15 protein-coding genes, 1 pseudogene and 1 riboswitch are annotated in these 16535 nt (G+C 33.8%); of the genes and pseudogenes, 12 read left to right on the top strand and 4 right to left on the bottom strand.

What is annotated here, in order from left to right:
- Positions 1-450: 450 nt before the first annotated feature.
- Both glmS and N3C_RS13450 read left to right on the top strand, forming a co-directional pair.
- Positions 451-2277, top strand: a complete 1827-nt coding sequence (gene glmS, locus N3C_RS13455; protein ID WP_074366532.1) for a glutamine--fructose-6-phosphate transaminase (isomerizing) — start codon at positions 451-453, stop codon at positions 2275-2277.
- Positions 2278-2774: 497 nt separating this feature from the next.
- Positions 2775-3020, top strand: a pseudogene (locus tag N3C_RS13450) (GNAT family N-acetyltransferase); the annotation flags it as partial.
- 71 nt (positions 3021-3091) lie between these two features.
- Here N3C_RS13450 and N3C_RS13445 read toward each other — a convergent pair.
- From N3C_RS13445 to N3C_RS13430, 4 genes are all read right to left on the bottom strand, one after another.
- A complete protein-coding gene (locus N3C_RS13445) occupies positions 3092-3691 on the bottom strand; it encodes a nitroreductase family protein (protein ID WP_074366530.1) in 600 nt (199 codons plus the stop codon).
- A 43-nt stretch (positions 3692-3734) separates the two neighbouring features.
- Positions 3735-4445, bottom strand: coding sequence for a pirin family protein (locus N3C_RS13440; RefSeq protein WP_074366529.1), 711 nt, complete (start codon positions 4443-4445; stop codon positions 3735-3737).
- A gap of 245 nt (positions 4446-4690) precedes the next feature.
- Complete coding sequence (locus N3C_RS13435; RefSeq protein WP_074366528.1) at positions 4691-4999, bottom strand: winged helix-turn-helix transcriptional regulator; 309 nt, start codon at positions 4997-4999, stop codon at positions 4691-4693.
- Between the two features lie 94 nt (positions 5000-5093).
- The gene (locus N3C_RS13430) at positions 5094-5705 is read right to left on the bottom strand and encodes a manganese efflux pump MntP (protein WP_074366527.1); all 612 of its coding nucleotides are present in this window, start codon (positions 5703-5705) and stop codon (positions 5094-5096) included.
- A gap of 317 nt (positions 5706-6022) precedes the next feature.
- Here N3C_RS13430 and N3C_RS13425 point away from each other — a divergent pair, with 317 nt between their 5' ends.
- The 10 genes from N3C_RS13425 (at position 6023) to metH (ending at position 16513) form a co-directional block, all read left to right on the top strand.
- Entirely contained in the window at positions 6023-6742 is a 720-nt protein-coding gene (locus tag N3C_RS13425; RefSeq protein WP_143312682.1) for a zinc ribbon domain-containing protein, read from the top strand.
- 217 nt (positions 6743-6959) lie between these two features.
- The gene (locus N3C_RS15160; RefSeq protein ID WP_178377835.1) at positions 6960-7109 is read left to right on the top strand and encodes a hypothetical protein; all 150 of its coding nucleotides are present in this window, start codon (positions 6960-6962) and stop codon (positions 7107-7109) included.
- A 256-nt stretch (positions 7110-7365) separates the two neighbouring features.
- Positions 7366-7644 (top strand): CD3324 family protein, encoded by a 279-nt coding sequence (locus tag N3C_RS13420; protein WP_074366525.1) that lies wholly within the window; start codon positions 7366-7368, stop codon positions 7642-7644.
- A gap of 163 nt (positions 7645-7807) precedes the next feature.
- Positions 7808-8449: a hypothetical protein gene (locus N3C_RS13415; protein WP_074366524.1), complete on the top strand. Its 642-nt coding sequence runs from the start codon at positions 7808-7810 to the stop codon at positions 8447-8449.
- Between the two features lie 124 nt (positions 8450-8573).
- Complete coding sequence (locus N3C_RS13410; RefSeq protein ID WP_074366523.1) at positions 8574-9113, top strand: RNA 2'-phosphotransferase; 540 nt, start codon at positions 8574-8576, stop codon at positions 9111-9113.
- 364 nt (positions 9114-9477) lie between these two features.
- Complete coding sequence (locus N3C_RS15155) at positions 9478-9633, top strand: hypothetical protein (protein WP_178377834.1); 156 nt, start codon at positions 9478-9480, stop codon at positions 9631-9633.
- A 2-nt stretch (positions 9634-9635) separates the two neighbouring features.
- Positions 9636-9872, top strand: a complete 237-nt coding sequence (locus N3C_RS13405) for a hypothetical protein (protein ID WP_074366522.1) — start codon at positions 9636-9638, stop codon at positions 9870-9872.
- Between the two features lie 71 nt (positions 9873-9943).
- The gene (locus tag N3C_RS13400) at positions 9944-11170 is read left to right on the top strand and encodes a glycosyltransferase (RefSeq protein ID WP_178377833.1); all 1227 of its coding nucleotides are present in this window, start codon (positions 9944-9946) and stop codon (positions 11168-11170) included.
- Positions 11171-11173: 3 nt separating this feature from the next.
- Positions 11174-12703 carry a prealbumin-like fold domain-containing protein gene (locus N3C_RS13395; RefSeq protein WP_074366520.1) on the top strand — a complete coding sequence of 510 codons (1530 nt, stop codon included), beginning with the start codon at positions 11174-11176 and terminating at the stop codon, positions 12701-12703.
- Positions 12704-12774: 71 nt separating this feature from the next.
- A riboswitch (SAM riboswitch) is annotated at positions 12775-12876 on the top strand.
- A 79-nt stretch (positions 12877-12955) separates the two neighbouring features.
- Positions 12956-16513 (top strand): methionine synthase, encoded by a 3558-nt coding sequence (gene metH, locus N3C_RS13390; protein WP_083604566.1) that lies wholly within the window; start codon positions 12956-12958, stop codon positions 16511-16513.
- The last annotated feature ends 22 nt before the right edge of the window (positions 16514-16535 follow it).

The following is a 16535-nucleotide window of genomic DNA, read 5'->3' as shown; positions in this document are numbered from 1 at the left end:
AAGATAAATATAATGTATTAGACAGATAAAGTTGTACATATAGTAGCCTATGTTTATAAGGGAAATGTTTTTCTATCATTATTAAAAATGGGCTATTAGGATAGTACTTGCCACCATAAAGAAGGCCCTTATTCAAAAGAGAGAAAGGGGGATAGGGAATATAAAGTATTAAAGCGCCAGAACTTGAGTCTAGGCTTAAGTTGACGAGGTTGGGGAGTATCGAGATTTTCGGCGGATGCCCCACGGTAGCACACTACCGTTAAACATTGATAAAACCGCAAAGTGATTTGTGGCACAAAATCAATGGGGTGTGATTCCTTTCGCTGCCTATATTATGGCTTTCAAGGAATGCTAATAAATAATTAGTACCAAAAGGGCAAAAGCAGATAGATTCTATCTGTTGTAGGTGGCTTATTATCAAAAATAAGTCATAAGAAAGGATGAACAATAGTGTGTGGAATAGTAGGTTATATTGGTAAAAAAGAAGCAACACCTTTTTTGATTAATGGATTATCAAAGTTAGAATATAGAGGTTATGACTCTGCAGGAGTTGCAGTATTAAAAGATGGAGAATTAAAGGTTTCTAAGTGTAAAGGAAGATTAGTAAATTTAGAGGAAAAGATAAAAAATGATCCTGTTTTTGGTTCTTTAGGAATAGGTCATACAAGATGGGCAACTCATGGAGAGCCTTCTGATATAAATTCACATCCTCATAATAGTTATAAGGGAACTATTAGCGTAGTTCACAATGGAATAATAGAAAACTATTTAAGTATTAAAGAAAGATTAATATCAAAAGGATATGAATTTCATACAGAGACTGATACAGAGGTTATTCCAAACTTAATAGAATACTATTATAATGGTGACCTTCTTGATGCTGTTATTAAGGCTGTTTCAAAGATGGAAGGAAGCTATGCTATCGGGGTAATATGTACAGAGGAACCAGATAAGCTAGTAGCAGTTAGAAAGGATAGTCCCTTAATAGTAGGACTAGGACAGGAAGAATATTATATAGCTTCTGATATCCCAGCAGTATTAAACAATACAAGAGATGTATACTTGCTAAATGATAAAGAATTTGTTGTACTTACAAGAGATGGAGTAAAAATCCTAACAGAGGATAAGGAAGAAGTAAAGAAGGAAGTATATCACGTAACTTGGAATGCGGATGCAGCAGAAAAAGGTGGCTATGAGCATTTCATGTTAAAGGAAATTCATGAACAACCAAAGGCTATAAGAGATACTATGACTTCAAGAATAGTAAAGGGACAACCAATTAAGTTGGATGATATAACTATTACTAAAGAGCAAATTAATGAATTAAATAAAATATATATAGTTGCCTGCGGTACTGCTTATCATGCAGGGGTAGTAGGTAAGTATGCTATAGAAAAACTAGCAAGGATTCCAGTAGAGGTTGATATTGCTTCTGAGTTTAGATATAGAGATCCTATTATAGATAATAAGACCCTCATGATAGTAATAAGTCAATCCGGTGAAACCGCCGATACTTTAGCAGCATTAAGACTAGCTAAGGAAAAGCAGGCTAGAGTTTTAGCAATTACAAACGTAGTAGGTAGCTCCGTAGCTAGAGAGGCAGATGATGTATTATACACCTGGGCAGGACCGGAAATTGCTGTAGCTTCTACTAAGGCCTATGTAACTCAGCTTATAGCAATGTATATTATAGCTTTATTCTTTGCTCAAAATAAGGGAACTTTAAGCAGCGAAGAATTAGAAGAATATAAGAATGAAATGCTTCTATTACCAGAAAAGGCAGAGAAGGTTCTAGAGACTAAGGAAGTAGTTCAAAAGTTTGCTTCCAAGAACTATAACCGCAAGGATATGTTCTTCTTAGGCAGAGGGGTGGACTATGCTGTTGCTATGGAAGGTTCCTTAAAGTTAAAGGAGATATCCTATATTCATTCTGAAGCCTATGCCGCTGGAGAATTAAAGCATGGTCCAATAGCTCTTATAGAGGATGGAACAGTAGTTATTGCTTTAGCAACTCAAGATAGCTTATATGACAAGATGGTAAGCAATATAAAGGAAGTAAAAACTAGAGGGGCAAAAGTACTAGGATTTGCCTTTGAAGGACACAATGAAATAGAAAAATCAGTAGACGTTGCAAGATATATTCCAAAAACATTACCAATACTAGCACCAGTACTTTCAGTAATACCACTTCAGTTATTATCCTACTATGTAGCAACCTTTAAGGGCTGTGATGTGGATAAGCCTAGAAATTTGGCTAAGTCTGTTACTGTTGAGTAATGTTAGGTAAAAAACTTATTTAAATTAAAAAATTTGATTAAAGATTACTGTATAACTCTAAAAAACTCGTGTCACGAATAAAAAAGTTGTGTTAAAAATAAAAAAGTCATGTTAAAAGTCATGGTGAAAATAGGGTAGAAAACCTTATTGGAGCCATGATTTTTGTTTTAGGATTGTTAGGGTTAAGGAGTAAGGTATAAGGCTAAAGACATTGATTTTAAAGGATTTGAATGGAGTATTGATGAAAGATATTGAAAACAACTTTCCCCTTTTACTTTTTAACTTTTCCTTATTCATGACATGACTTTTTTATCTAAAATTAAATTTAAATTAGGAAAATAGTAGAAGAATATATAGGGAAAAGGGGTTACTTTTGATATGACTTTTTTATCTGAAGAAAAATAGTGAAATACGGTGAAGTTTAGATGGCTCATGGCTTTGACTATGCTTTGCCTTTGACATGAGTTTTTTATTTATATACAGTAGGATGGGTACATGTATTGGGCAAGCACTTACTTGAACTTGAATATGCTGAAATTGGTGTATTAGTAGTTGATAAAGACTTTAGAAAGCAGGGAATTGGTACAAAATTAATGAAAAAGGCAGAGCAGTGGGCCAAGGAAAAAGGTTATTCAGAAATTAGATTGCGATCTGGTGGTCATAGGAAAGAAGCTCATCAGTCTTATAAGGCCATTGGGTATGAGAATATAAACTGGCAACAATTATTTCAGTTGAGATTATAAATTATACAAAAAAACTAGCCCAACAGCCTTTAAAACTGTTGGGCTAGTTAATTAATAGATGCAATACAAGATTACTTAAATACCTTAACCCTATCTTCTAATGGCTGGAATTGTTTTTCGCCAGCAGCTGCTGTAGGTTTTCCAAAAGGCATCTGAGCAATTAACTTCCATGAGCTTGCGATATTCCATTCCTTCTTTATATCATCTTCAATAAGTTCATTATAGTGCTGTAAGGATGCACCTAAGCCTTCCATTTCTAAGGCAGTCCATATAGCGAACTGGAGCATTCCGTTTGATTGCTGGGCCCAAACTGGGAAGTTATCCTTATAAAGAGCAAATTGCTGTTGAAGAGATTCAATTATACTTGTTTCTTCAAAGTAGAGGATAGTTCCATAACCACTTTTGAAAGAATTAATCTTCTCCTCAGTAGGAGCAAAATTTTCTGCTGGTACAACTTTTCTTAAAGCTTCTTTGGTAATATCCCAGAGTTTGTCATGCTCCTTTCCTAATAGTAGAACTACCCTGGCACTTTCAGAATTAAAGGCTGATGGGGTGTACTTTACAGCATGCTCTATAAGTTCCTTAATTCTGTCATTTGAAATAGGGGAGTCCTTACTAATTCCATAAATTGAACGTCTATCTTTAATTGCAGTTAAAAAATCTTTTGACATATTAAATACCTCCTAAAAATATAATATCTATCTTACTTATTATTTATCTTGATAAAGCTTGTTTATTCATTTCAATAATTAATAGGTGGGAAGTTTCTATTGCTTTAATCAATAAATCTTCTTCAACTATTTCCATTCCATCTCTTTCATATATATCAACATCATTAATTGAGGATCTTCCTTCTATTTGAACTAAATAGGCCTGTCTGTCTTCCTTTACTGGAAAGCTGATTTCTTTTCCTTTATCAAGTTCCGTTGAATATATATTTATGTCTTGATTTATCTTTATTTCAGCATCTCCTGTTTTACTTGAGACCATATGAAGCCATTTGTTTTTTCTATCATCCCAAGCAAAACTGTAATCGCCATAGTTAGGCTTGTGACCTTTTTTATCAGGCAAAATCCATATTTGCAAGAATCTTAAGGTTTCCTCTCCAAGATTATGCTCGCTGTGATAAACTTCGGTTCCGGCACTCATGTATTGAACATGCCCACGGCCTAAGCTGTTTCTATTGCCCATGCTATCTCCATGAGTTAGTTGACCTCTTACAACGTATGATATTATCTCCATATCCCTATGGGGGTGAAGCTCAAAACCGGTGTTAGCTTGTACTAAATCATCATTTATAACCCTTAAAACACCAAAGTTCATATTATAAGGATTATAGTACTGAGCAAAAGAGAAGTGAAATATACTTTTTAGCCAGCCCATATCGCTACTACCCATATTTTTGCTTTCTATTTTTCTTAACATTTAAATTCTCCTTAAAGATTATAATTTCTAATTAGATATAATAAAAATTGTTTATCTATAATAAAAATTGTTTATCGACTAACATAAATACAGTAAAAATAATTAATTAATTGAGTTACTAAAAGTAATTAACTTTAGTTTAATTATACACCTATATTTCAAATAGTCAAGTTTTTAAAATAAAAAAGAAGGAATCTCTAAAACTGTTTGGAGATTCCTTCTTTAAGTTATTATTAGTTCTTTTACTAGTTCCATTTTTCTGCCCACTTTTGTATTTCATTCATAACAGGTTCAAGTTCCTTACCCTTTTCAGTGAGCTCATATTCTATACGTACGGGGATTTCTGGGTAAACCTTTCTAACTACAATACCTTCGCTCTCTAACTCTTTAAATCTTTCTGTAAGCATCCTTGCACTCATATTTGGAATAGCTTCTGCTATATCAGAAAAACGTTTTTGACCGCTTAAAAGGGTTCTAATAATAAGTCCAGTCCATTTCTTTCCTAGTAATTCAAAAGCACTTTCAAATTTAGGGCACATATGAAATCTGTCCATATTAATCACCACCTAGGTGTATTATACCATATATAATTAATAAAAGTAAGCTACTTATAATAATATAGCTACTATCAAATTTAGTAGCTAGATTTTAAAAATTAATTATTCCTAGATGCTCAAGTAATATTTTTAGCCCCATAAATATTAATATAATGCCTCCAGTAAGCTCTGCCTTGGATTTATAGATTGAGCCAAATACACTTCCTATCTTAACAGCAATTGCAGATAATACAAATGTTGTGATTCCTATAAAGGAAACGGCAGGAAGGATATTTATTTTTAAAAAGGCAAAGGTAATACCTACCGCTAGTGCATCAATGCTGGTAGCAAGGGCTAGAAGACACATTTTTTTATAGTGTAGAGGATTGTTTTTCTTTTGAGGGTTGTCTATATTAGCTTCAACTAAACAATCTGCGCCTATATCACAGCTCTTTTCTCTTGATTCTTTTATCATATTAATACCAATAATAGCAAGCAAAACAAAGGCTATCCAATGGTCTATAGCTGTAATTTTATCCTGAAACTGTATTCCCAATATGTATCCTAGCAAAGGCATTATAGCTTGGAAGAATCCAAAGTATAGACCAACTATAGATGCGTTTTTAAAGTTTACTTTTTTTAAGCAAAGCCCTCTGCAGATAGCTACTGCAAAGGCATCCATTGATAAACCTACTGCAATAATAAATAATTCAACTAAAGTCATGTTTTGCTCTCCTTTATATTAGATTTTATAAAAATATAAAAAAGACCCATCTGCAGAAAAATCTGCAGATAAGTCTCATTGTTTAAAATAAAGCCAGATAATAAATATCAGTATGTTGACTTTATTACACAATTACTTGTGCCAACTACTCCCTTATCGCGTTTTTTAGTATATAAAATATTAAAAAACTTGTCAATATAGGTTTGATAATTATTTAACTATATATGGGGAATTTTTATATAAATATGATATAATTAAGATGTGGAATTTTAATTAAGGTTATGAATTAAATGGGTTTGGAAAGGAACAATTATAACATGGATTGTAAAAGATGTGGAGCCCTCGTTCCAGAAGGTAGTTTATTTTGCAATAAGTGTGGTAATAGACTTGAAGGTGTCAATAAGTTTAATTTGAATAAGAATTATTCAAGTACTGACTATCAAAGTAAAAAGGATAAGAGTTCAGACTATTCGAATTCAGCTTATAATATGAAGTTGCATAATTATCCTAGAAGAACTAATGCTGTTAGGATTTTAATGTTCTTAATAATGGTGATGGTTATTGTAGCTGTAGGAGGAATTTTTGCATATAGTAAATATAGGACTCATCGAATTAGTAAAGTTAAAAGTTTATTTGAAGAAGGTAACTATAGAGATTTAGTATTTATGCTTGATGATATTACTGAATTGGATCAGCAAGATGAAGAATTTAAAACAATTGCCTATACAAGTGATTATGGTTATACTTATCAGTCATATGAAGAAGAAATGAAAAAAGAATATCCCAATTATCAATTTGCTATACAATATCTTTTTGATGGATTGGAAAGATGTAATATAAATGAAAAGTTAGTAGAAGATCCTATTGAAAAAGATATTGTTAGTTCCTTTAAAGAAAAGCATACTAGTGCTTTGAAAAATGAATTTGGACTATCACAAGAGGAAATAAAAGATGTCCTTAAATTAAATTATGAAGCTAGAAATGAAAAATATATTGAGATTGCATATAAATATATTCAGAAAAAATCCAATAATTAAGTGATAGCATACTATATCCTATTAGGAAAAATTAGATATAATCATTTTTTACCTTGAGAGTAAAATACTCCATGTGACATAATTAACTTGACCGGTCAATATTTAGTAAAGGGGTTGGTTGAAGTGATTATTTCTAAGAGGTGGATTAAAGCCTAAATGAGAGCTAGGAGGAGGTCAATACCTCCTCTGTTATATGGTGTTTAGTTAGGAGAGTAGTATGCTTGACAATAATTATGAATTACTGTATTTTATAATTACAGGGAAAATATACAAGAAACAGTTTCAATATAAGCAGATGAATGGAGGAATTAATTATGTTAAGAAAAGTAGAGGTATTAGATCAATAATTAAATATTTAATTAATTAACCATCATCTGAGTTTTCATTAAATAAAGTAAGTGAGAGCAGCAGGTTGTGCTGTTTTTTATTAACTTCAATTAAGTAAATATGCTGTATATATTAGATTATAGCAAGATAATTTTTATCCCGCAGATGGTTAATTTCTGCGGGATTTTTATATACTTTTTAATACTAATTATTAAGGAGGGATTCATAATGAGCAGGGTAATATATAGTGAAAAAGCTAATAAAGTTCTAATAGATGAGTTAGGGAGGACAATAAATTGGCGTATAAAAATGGAAGGGAAGTTTTGCCTCCAGCCCTATTGAGAGAACTTCAAAAATATATTCAAGGTGAACTAATTTATGTGCCAACAAAGGAAGAAGTAAGAAAAGGGTGGGGCGAAAAGAATGGAACTAGAGAAAGTATAAGAAAAAGAAATCTAGAAATTTATAAGCTTTACAAGGAAGGCTTCACTATTTTACAGCTTACTGAACGATATAATTTAAGTGAGGATAGTATAAGAAAGATTTTGTATAAACTTAATTCAAAGTCTGGTTAAGAAGGATAAGGTCTATGGTAAAATGTTGATTTGACCTATATTACATTGACATAATGCAGGTAAACAGATTAATATAATGAATATAGGGCAAGCTTAATGAAGGCAGACATTAGTTTAGCTGTAGGTAGCATCTATTATCAAGGCATTAATAGGAGAAGAGATTATGAATGTAAAAGCCGTATCTAACTTAGATATACTAAAAATTTATGATGACGTTGATAATAAAACCTACTATGGCTGTGATCAAGAATGGTACACTAGCAAATGGCAACGTCTTTCAGGTTGCGGGCCTACAGTGGCTACTAATATTATTTTCTATTTAGTTCATAGACAGGATGCCTTTAGTTTAGATAATAACTTTAATAGAAAAACTCACTGGGTGTCCCTCATGGAGGAGATTTGGCAGTATGTTACCCCCACAATTCGAGGTATACCTAATACTAAGTTGTTTTATCAGGGCATACTAAAATATTCAAAGGCTAAGGAAAAGAATCTTATATATAGCTTTTGTGATGTGCCAAAGGACAAGAAGAGCCGACCTGCCTTTCAAGAGGTATTAAAATTCATTGAAAGAGGACTTGATAAGGACACACCTATAGCCTTTCTAAATCTCTGTAATGGTGATGAGAAGAATTTAGATCAATGGCACTGGGTTACTATAGTTGCTCTAGAATATGCAGAGGATGGCAGTAGTGCCTTTGTAAACATCTTAGACGGTGGTTCTATGTTAAAGGTGGATCTTTCATTATGGTATGAGACCACCAAGCAAGGTGGAGGCTTTGTCTTTGTAGAAACACAAATATAAAGTTGTTGAATACTAGATAAAGGAATATAAGCTTAAATAACGAGGCCTCGTAGAAATGAGAGGCCTTTTTGCGTATAGGTTAAGTAAATTGCAAAATAAATTAATGTTGAAGGAGGGGAAGCTTATGAATTACCTTAAATTAAGCAAGAAAATATCCTATGCTCTTAGGCATGCTCCCTGGGAGTTTGACTTGGAATTAGATGAAAATGGATGGGTCAGTGTAGAGAAATTGTTGGATGCTTTAAGAAAAGATAGTAGATGTGCCTACGTAACCATAGAAGATTTACAGTATATAATACAGAATTCTGATAAAAAGAGATTTGAAATAGCTGATGGAAGGATTCGAGCTTTGTATGGGCATTCTATACCAATGAAAATAGTAAAGGAAAGCACAGAACCTCCAGCAATCCTATATCATGGAACTGCAAGACATTTCCTTGAATCCATAAGGAAGCAGGGGCTACTACCAAAGGCCAGACAATATGTTCACTTATCTATTGATATAGAAACAGCTCTTCAGGTAGGTAAAAGACATGATGCAAAGCCTGTTATCCTTGAAATTGCTGCTAAAAAGGCTTGGGAGGAAGGTGTAAAATTTTACTTAGGTAATGATAATATATGGCTAGCAGACAAGATTCCAGTCACATATATAAAAGGTGTGTAATAATTTAAGTAAAAGTAATATAGTTCTATGGAAATTAAGAAAGCTTCGCATAATGAGCGAGGTTTTTTAAATTGCTTTTATAATATAAAATTGGTAAAAAATTAATAATGTTCATAAAAAATTAACAGTCAAGAAAACTCCTTGGGTTCTAACATTTATTACTAATTTCCGATTACTTCTTACATAATTTCTTTAAATTTATAATTGACAACAGAAATTTGCTAGGATAATATGTAAATTAATGAAAAAAATAATATATTAGTGAAGAGGTGGTTATACGATTACAAGGAATTTGTGATGATTTTTGTTTTAATTTGTAGTTTTACAAGTGTACATAAGAATATTAATTAAGAAGGAAGGAATTATGAGCAATTTATTTATTTCTCTCTTATGGCTATTGCCTGTTATAGCAATTTTTGTTTCAGTTCTAGCAGGAATTTTTTTATGGCTGAACTTAAAAGTGTATAAGCTAAAAAAAGTAAAGGCTTATACTAAAGAGAAAAAGCTAAAGGAGGATTGAGAGTGGACTTTATTAAAAGAATTTTTTTGGGTGAGTTCAATTTTATTTTACCTGTATCTTATATGATTGCGGGAATCTTGATTGCCATATTCATATTTACCGTTAGATATGTAGTGTATACAAAGAGAAAAAGGGCTTTTGCAAAACAGATAAGCTCTTTAAATGAAAAGCCAATAGAAGAAAATATACCGCTTGTTAAGGATGAAAACGGACAAGCTATACAGGAGAAGATAATATGACAAATACTATATTATTGATTGCGTATATTTTGTCCTGTGTGTGCAACGGGATATATTATTTTTGGGTGGCTATGCTATTAGCTTTCCCACCGGTTATGAATGAATATGAGGATCAAGAAGAAATAACAGGCTTTACAACCTATTTACTAATTCCTTGTTTAAATGAGGCTAAAGTAATAGGAAGTACAATTAAGAATATTTTAGATATGGCGCTAGATAAGGTTTATGTGGTAGCCATAAATGATGGCTCTGATGATAATACTTTAGAAATTCTTGAGAGCTTTAATTCAGATAAGTTAATTATAGTCAATAGAGTCTTACCTGATGCAAGACAGGGAAAGGGTGAAGCATTAAATTATGCATATGGCAAGGTACTAGAGCATGTTGAGCAGAATAACTTCAATCCTGAAGAAGTGATAGTAGGAATTCTAGATGCAGATACCTTTATAAAGCCTAGTCTTTTGCAAAGGGTAAAGGAAATTTTCTATCATGATAAGAAGGCTGGTATGGTACAGGCTAGAGTAAGAATTGGAATTTCAACAAGAGATCATATGCTACCATTCTTACAGGACATAGAGTTTTTTTCCTACATTAATAGAATGCAAAATACTAGAGAGTATATGGGAACTGTAGCTGCTGCTGGTAATGGACAGTTTAATAGATTAACAGCTATGAAAACTCTAGGGGATAAACCTTGGAGTAAATGCCTGCTTGAGGATTTTGACTTTAGCTTAAGGCTACTTTTATCCGGCTGGAGAACAAGAATTTTACAGGATGAGAACATCTATCAGCAAGGGGTAATGACCTATGGGAAGTATGTTAAGCAAAGGGCTCGTTGGGCTCAGGGCTACTTGCAGTGCTTACCTTATATTAAAGATGTTTTAAAGTCTAAATATTTATCTAAATGGGGAAAGGCTGATATTTTTCATTTTTTGTCGTTGCCGATAATTACCTTAATGTCCACTTTTGTGCTAATAGTATCATGGATTTTAATATTAACATCCTATATTAATGGTACTACCATTTTGTTTGATAGTTTAGGTAAGTTTTCGCCATTCTATCAAGGCTTGTTATTGGCAATTTTATGTCTCATTATTTATCTGCCGGGTATATTATTTTCTATAAATTACTGGAGAGACAGCAGAGAAGGGTTCCTTAGGTGTATTTTAGCAGGAATGTTTATGCCACTATATGCCTTGCTTCAAGTTCCTGCTGTAGTTTTAGCTGCTTTTAGACATCTTATGGGCTTCAAAAGTTGGATTAAAACAGAAAGAACTGAGGATATTATTGGAGGTTGAAAAATGATTAAGAAAGTTTCTAAGAGAATGAAAAACAGAGTTTTGGTTGGTCTTATGGCATTAACCTTGGCATTAGCTCCAACGAGAATTATTGCCAAGGCTCATACCATGGATATAATACCAGGTAATTTAATGTGTGCTGACCAGTGGGACAAATTTAATGAAACCAAAGATTATTTAGAGAAATATTTTAAATTTTTCAAGGTAGATATAGTTAAATTCGATAATATTTTTGTTTTCTATGACAAGGATGGAGATGGGGTTTATAATAAGAAAGGTCAGAATGGTGACTCTCCTATGGCTAATGTTAAAATATCAATAAACCATTGGTCAAATCCTACTTCTATTTCACCATTTACTTATTCAAATATAAATGGAAAAGCAAGTTTCTACTTTCCAGTATTTAATAACACACTAGATGGATATTATCTAAGTGTAGAGGTACCAGAAGGCTATGAAATAAATGTAACTGAGGGTTCTATTTTCGGTAAGGATGGCAAAACTAGCTATTCTAGCATTACTTATAAGATAGGCAAAGGCCAAAGAAATGGACAAGGACATGGAAATTTATTAACCTTTGCTGGTAAGTCAGAGATAATGATACCTGTTGTGAAAAAGCAGAAAGTAGAAAAGTCTAATTTAACTATAAGCAATAAGGATTATAAGAATAGAGCTGTTGAAGGTGTAGCATATGACTTGTTCACTTATGAAAATGGACAATTCACAAAGGCTGCCAGTGCTAAATCTGATAAAAAAGGTAATGTAGTATTTAAGGACATCCCAGTAGGAAGCGCTGTGTATGTTAAGGCTACAAACCTTGAAGGACTAAAGCTACAGGCTTTTGAAGGTATTGGTGCAGATGCTTTATCTGGTTTTATTACTATCAATAAAGGAAATAACAATATAAATGTGAAGTTTTTAAAGACTTCTTCCTTAACCCTTCAGCAGAAATATTTATCTACAGGGGAGCCAGTAACAACACCAATTACATATGAGCTATACGATATTCAAGGAGAAGGTGATTATAAGCTTCTTGGAGAGGCAAAGGCTGATAGCAATGGTGTAGTTAATTTCTCAAATATTGTAGTTGGTAAATATGTTTTTGTTAAGGCAAAGGATGTGGACTATGACCTATTGCAACCAGTGGAAGGACTAGGCAACTCAGATGCGCAATCAGCACCTATTGAGATTACAGAAGCACCTGTTCATTTAGATATAAATTATCAGAAGACATCTTCCCTAGTTGTTAAAAGTAGATTAAATTATGATGGTCAAATAAGTGGAAACTTAACCTATTCCTTATACGATATTAAAGAAGATGGTTCAGTAGTATTGCTTGATCAACAGGTTTCTGAGCAGGGAGCTGATGTAGTTTTTGATAAAATATTAGTAGGAAAATATGTGTATGTTGAAGTTATGGATTATTCTAATATAGAGTACAAATCTGTATCTGGTCTAGGTAATGATGATGGAAAATCTGCTCCTATTGCTATAGTAGAAGAAGAAAATGTACTTGAAGTAATCTATTATTAAAACATTAAATAAAAAAGACTTTATTGACTATAAACTTAATAAAATATATACTTAATATAAAATGAAAATAGTTCTTATCAAGAGAGGTGGAGGGAAAGGCCCAATGAAACCCAGCAACACTAGCATGAGCTAGAATGTGCTAAATCCTGCAGCCTATGGCTGAAAGATAAGAAGCTGTTTAGTTTTTTAGAACTATAGCTTCCTATTTTGGAAGCTTTTTTTATTAGAAATTTAATTATAGGGGGCTATAAGATGCGGTTTCAATTGGAAAAACATTTAAAGGAGCGAATACTAATTCTTGATGGGGCTATGGGGACTAGTATCCAAAAGAGAGCTTTAAAGGAAGAGGACTACCGAGGTTCCTGTGCCTGTAACAGGAATCAAAAGGGCAACAACGACATTTTAAATATTACCAATCCGTCAATAATTGCAGACATTCATAGGGAGTATCTTGAGGCAGGGGCAGATATTATTGAAACTAATACCTTTAATAGTAATAGAATATCTCAAGGGGATTATGGTCTTGAGAATAAGGTTTATGATTTGAATTATTATGGTGCCAAGCTAGCTAAGGAGCTAGTGAAGGAATATACTGCAAAAAATCCTAATAAGCCTAGGTTTGTGGCAGGTTCTATTGGGCCTACTAATAGAACAGCCTCCATATCTCCAGATGTGGAAAATCCAGGAGTGAGAAATATAAGCTTTGATGAGCTGCTGGCAGCCTATGAGGAGCAGATTGAGGGGCTTGTAGATGGCGGTGTGGATATATTATTAATAGAAACCATCTTTGATACCTTGAATGCTAGGGCAGCTATAATGGCCGCAGATAATGTATTGGAGAAAAAGGGCCTAGACTTGCCTATAATGCTTTCAGGTACTATTACAGATAGCAGTGGTAGAGTGCTATCGGGACAGACTTTGGAAGCCTTTGCAGAGAGTTTGAAAAATCGTAGAGTTATTAGCATAGGCTTAAACTGTGCCTTTGGTGCTAGAGATATGGTTCCTTTTATAAAGGAGCTTTCAAAATCCCAGAGTTTGTATATAAGTTTTTATCCTAATGCTGGTTTACCTAATGCCTTGGGAGAGTATGATGAGTTACCAGAGGAAACCGCCGCTGTAGTAAAGGAACTGGCAGAGGAAGGACATTTGAATATGGTAGGAGGCTGTTGTGGTACTACTCCAGAACATATAAAAGCAATTTCACAGTGTTTAATTGATGTGAAGCCTAGGGTTATTCCTAAGCTGGAAAAGGAAACGGTATTTTGTGGTCTAGAGGCAGTAAGAGTAAATAAGGAAAGTAATTTTGTAAATATAGGAGAAAGAACCAATGTAGCTGGTTCTGCTAAATTTGCTAGGTTAATTAGGGAGAAAAAGTATGAAGAGGCGCTGTCTATTGCTAAGGAGCAAGTAGAGAACGGAGCTCAAATTATAGATATAAATTTCGATGATGCTTTACTAGATGCAGAAGAAGAAATGGATAGATTCTTAAAACTTTTAGCCAGTGAACCAGACATAGCAAAGGTGCCGGTGATGATAGATTCCTCCGATTTTAAGGTGCTTGAAAGGGGATTAAAGGCTATTCAAGGTAAACCTATAGTAAACTCTATATCATTAAAGGTTGGAGAGGAAGAGTTTATTAGGCAGGCAAAACTTATTAATAAATATGGTGCAGGGGTAGTGGTTATGGCCTTTGATGAGCAGGGTCAGGCAGATACCTTTGAAAGAAAAATAGAGATATGTAAGAGGGCCTACGACATACTGGTAAAGGAAGTTCATTTCCCTCCAGAAAATATTATTTTTGATCCTAATATCTTAGCTATAGCTACAGGAATACCTGAACATGATAATTATGCTGTGGACTTTATTAAGGCTACCGCTTGGATAAAAGAAAATCTGCCCTATGCAAAGGTTAGTGGTGGAGTGAGCAATCTGTCCTTTTCTTTCAGAGGAAACAATGCTATAAGAGAGGCTATGCATTCGGTATTTTTGTACCATGCTATTAAGGCTGGAATGGATATGGGCATAGTTAACCCCGGTATGATACAGATCTACGACGAAATTGACAAGGATCTGTTAGAAGTGGTGGAGGCAGTGGTATTAAATAAAAGTCCAGAAGCAGCGGAAAGACTTATAGAATTTGCAGAGAACTATAAAAATACCCAAGTCTCTCATACAGAAAATAAGTTAAAATGGAGGGAAAGCTCTGCAGAAGAAAGGCTAAAATATGCTCTGGTTAAGGGAATGACGGATTTTATAGAAGAGGATGTGGAAGAGGCAAGGACTTATTATAGCAGGGCTCTTGAGGTTATCGAAGGTCCCTTAATGGATGGAATGAATGTGGTTGGAGATTTATTTGGAGCAGGAAAGATGTTCCTTCCTCAGGTAGTAAAGAGTGCTAGAGTTATGAAGAAGGCTGTTAGTGTGCTTATGCCCTATATAGAAGCGGAAAAAGGTGGAGGAGAAAAAAGCAGTGCTGGCAAGGTTGTATTTGCAACAGTAAAGGGCGATGTACATGACATTGGAAAAAATATTGTTTCGGTGGTTATGGCTTGTAATAACTTTGAAGTTATTGACTTAGGAGTAATGGTTCCTTGCGAACAAATATTGGAGACAGCTAAGAGGGAAAAGGCTGATATTATAGCTCTAAGTGGCTTGATTACTCCTTCCTTAGAAGAAATGTGTCATGTGGCAGAGGAGATGGCAAAACAGGGCTTTGACATTCCTCTTATGGTTGGAGGAGCTACTACTTCACAAACTCATACTGCTTTAAAAATAGCTACTAAGTATCCAAGGGTTGTTCATACAACTGACGCTTCAAAGGCAGTAGAAGCAGCTAAAAGATTAGCAAATAAGGAAACTAGGGAAGCTTATTTAGCGGAGGTTAATGCTGAATATAAGCAACGACGTGAAAATTATTATAAGATGGATAGAAACATTGAAAAATTAGAGGTAGCTAGAGAAAAGAAATTTAAAATAGACTGGGATAAGGCTAGAATTGATAAGCCACGCTTTATTGGTGTTAAGAATGTAGATAATCTATCTATAAGTGAGTTAAGGAAATATATTGATTGGACTTTCTTCTTCGTTGCTTGGGGAATGAAGGAAATGTACCCACAAATCCTTGAGGATTCTAAATATGCTGAGGAAGCTAAGAAGCTTATGAAGGATGCAGAGGAGATGTTGGATTTTCTTGAAAAGGAAAATGTATTAACCATCAAGGGAGTTTTTGGAATATTCCCCGCTAATTCAGTGGAGGATGATATTGAGATTTATAGTGATGAAAATAGAAATAAGATTCTAACAACCTTCAATATGCAAAGACAACAGAAGGTAAATGCTAAGAAAGAGTATAGATGCCTAGCAGACTATATTGCTCCAAAGGATAGCGGTAGGGCAGATTATATTGGAGGTTTTATAGTTACAGCCGGTATTGGTGTAGAAGAATATGTTGAAAAGCTAAATGCAGAAGGTGATGATTATAGAGCTATAATGGTAAAGATTTTGGCGGACAGGTTGGCAGAAGCCTTTGCAGAATATCTTCATATGCAGATAAGAAGAGAATATTGGGGATATGCTCCAGATGAAAATCTTTCTATTCAAGATCTGTTCAGGGAAAAGTATAAGGGTATAAGACCAGCCTTTGGCTATCCTTGTTTAAAAAATCATGATGAAAAGACAAAACTATTTGACTTGCTAAAAGGAGAGGAAAATATAGGTGTATCCTTAACAGAAACCTTTATGATGAAACCAGCCGCCAGTGTATGTGGCCTTATCTTTGCATCAGAAGAAGCAAAGTACTTTGAAGTATAATTAATAAAGCCCCAGGGATATG

The organism is Clostridium sp. N3C (assembly GCF_900095445.1).
GTDB lineage: Bacteria > Bacillota > Clostridia > Clostridiales > Clostridiaceae > Clostridium_AU.
This window is presented reverse-complemented; position numbering and strand designations above follow the sequence as displayed.